Origin of the sequence: Streptomyces sp. NPDC090442 (genome assembly GCF_044769405.1) — a bacterium.
Taxonomy (GTDB): Bacteria; Actinomycetota; Actinomycetes; order Streptomycetales; family Streptomycetaceae; genus Streptomyces.
Genome location: NZ_JBIVXW010000203.1, coordinates 1 through 2,623, shown reverse-complemented (window position 1 = coordinate 2,623; position 2,623 = coordinate 1). Strand labels below are relative to the sequence as shown.

Here is a 2,623-nt window from a genome sequence, read left to right as displayed (position 1 = left end):
ACCAACGCCAAGTCAACTGGCACTTCACCACCCAAGACGCCCGCACCCGACTCCGCCACCTATACCCCAACAGTTAGCCGCGACGGTCTACTAGACGGCCTCGACCTCCCGGCCAGCCAGCGAGCCCGCTGGGAGGCACGCCTGGCCCTCTACCGTGACGCGGTGTGCGTCGACGCGGATCAGGCAGACCTCGCCACCACAGCACTGGCCGCCCTCCCCGGCGCCGTTCTCGTCCTGCGCCGCGGCGAACGATCCGCACGCTCCCCGGCCTTCGCACCACCCGCCATGCGGACGTTCCTCCACGCGCTGGCCGACCGTCTGCAGACCACCACCGACCCGGTCACCGCACTCGACGAAGAGCTCGGCCTGCGAGTCCTCGGCGGGTTCCCCGAGCCCCTCACCGGCCGAAGCGCCCTGCTCGAACGCATGCGGCGCACCGAAGAGGAGACCCAAACGGCACTCAGCGCTGCCGAAAAGAGCGCGCGACTGATCTTGAAGAAGCATGCAGACGCAGACCTCCTCGTCCGGCGGCTGGAACACGCCGCGAAGGCCGGAAAGCTGCGCGAGCGACGCCGCACCCTGGAGGGCGAAATCGCCAGTGTGCCCAGGGAACTTCAACAACTGCATGCCGCTGCCGAGGCCGCCAAACAGAGACAGCAGGACGCCCTCGTGAAGCAGAAGACCCTCGAACTTCAACGCACCGCTGCCGACAACCGCCTCAAAGGGGAACGGGAAAAGGAAGAAACAGTCAAACAGCAGCGGGAGGACGTCGAGCGGCAACTCACCGCGCTGAACACCGCCTACTGGTTGGAGCGAGCCGGCAGCCGTGAACAGGCTCTGGCAGCGCTGCGCTGGCCGCGTGAGGGCGAAGAGCCCGGCGCCGAGCCGCCGGACCGACGCAGCGAGATCTCACTGCGGGATCTGGCCGGCCAATACCTCGGGCAGGCTATGGCCGACCTCGGCATCGAGCCCAGCGGCGCGAACGCCCCCACCCCGACCATCGCCCACGCCGTGCAACTACGCGCCAACCAGACCGACGATGAAGGAACCCGCCAATTCCCAGACGCCCGCGCCTTCGAAGAACCGGCCAACGCCATCCAAGACTGGCTCGATGCCCGCGCCGACAGCGACCGCGGAATCCGGGCCCGCATCACCGCCAACCAAGAAGAACGCGAACTCGGCCTGAGCGCCGCCCAGCAGACCGTGACCGACCTCCACGACAGCGTCCAGGCCATGCAGGACAGCATCACCCTGCGACTCGATCAGGCCCTGCAGGACATCGAGAACGCACTCGACCACCTCAACCGCGCAGCCGGCCTCTACGGCGCCGAACTGCACCGCACACTCACCCCGCCAGCATCACTGTCCGACCTGTGGCGCTGCGAGATCACCCCCGCCTGGCGGCGAACCCCCACCGGCCGGATGCTCGACTACGACAACGTCACCAACGCCGCGCAGGAGAAGCTGTTCTCCGTCCACCTCGTCCTCGCAGCCCTCCTGGCCTCTCCCCACCCCCGAGGTCGGATCCTCATCCTCGACGAGCTCGGCGACACACTCGGCTACCACCACCGCCGCGAACTGCTGACCGCGATAGCCGACACCGCCCAGCAATACGGCATCACCGTCCTTGGAACCTGCCAGGACGCACTGACCGACGACGCCGCGGACTTCTTCGGCAGCCTGCTCTACTTCCACTACCCCAGCCACACCGAAGCCCTCAACACCCCCACCCGCATGTTCGGCTACGACGACAACAACGACCGCGTCGAGATCACCCTCGACGCACTGCTGGCAGGGCGTACCTGGTGGTGAACACCCCAACCAACCAACCCCGCCACGGCCCCGTCGCCCACCTGCCCAACACCCCGCCGGGACTGACCGCCCGCTTCGTTCAGCGCACCCGCCGCCAACAAGACAGACCCCTCCGCAGCGCGCGCACCAGGCGAACGCGACTGCGCGACACACACGTCGATCTCCAGTCCAACACGCCGCCCGACCCCGCCGTCTTCGACCGGCTCCTCGCCTCCTGCCGCCACGGCGACCGCAACTTCATCCTCGGCGCATCAAGCCGTATCTGGACCACCGTCAAAACACGCTTCGGCGACGAGGCATGGCCCTTCACCATCGACCTCATCCGCACGGGCATCATCACCCTGCGCTGCGAGGTCACAGGCGACCTCACCCTCGGCACACCGACCCGCTGGTCCCTCACCGCAGCCGGCCGCGGCCACGCCCGCCTTCACCAAGAAGCCCGCGACGCGCAAAACCAACGCCTCACCCATGCCCTCGAACGCGCCCGCGCCGGCATCGGCAACCTTCCGACCCCGCCCGAGGGCATCGCCCAAGACGACCTTGAACGGCTTGACGAAGCGCTCACCCGTGAAATGGACAGACCCGTACCCGCGCACAAACGCATCGCGCTCCTCACGGCACTCGCCGACGACCTGTGCCACGGAACCCGCCACACCAGCACACGTGCCTTCTCCCTCGCCCACACCCGCGACACAAAGACCTGGGATGACGCCCTTGGTCGCGTCCAGTTTGTGGTGTAAAAGCACTCACGAACGGGTTTCGTGGGGTTGATGTTATGCGGCCTTGGTGAGGGACACGCGGGGCCGGGCTG

Annotated in this window: 1 protein-coding gene and 1 pseudogene; both read left to right on the top strand. The window is 67.6% G+C overall.

Annotation, left to right across the window (positions count from 1 at the left end; genetic code table 11):
• Positions 1-1,812: pseudogene (locus tag ACIQU6_RS44340) on the top strand (hypothetical protein); the annotation flags it as partial.
• Complete coding sequence (locus tag ACIQU6_RS44335; protein ID WP_403488359.1) at positions 1,806-2,552, top strand: hypothetical protein; 747 nt, start codon at positions 1,806-1,808, stop codon at positions 2,550-2,552. The pseudogene ACIQU6_RS44340 and the gene ACIQU6_RS44335, both read left to right, overlap by 7 nt.
• Positions 2,553-2,623 lie beyond the last annotated feature (71 nt).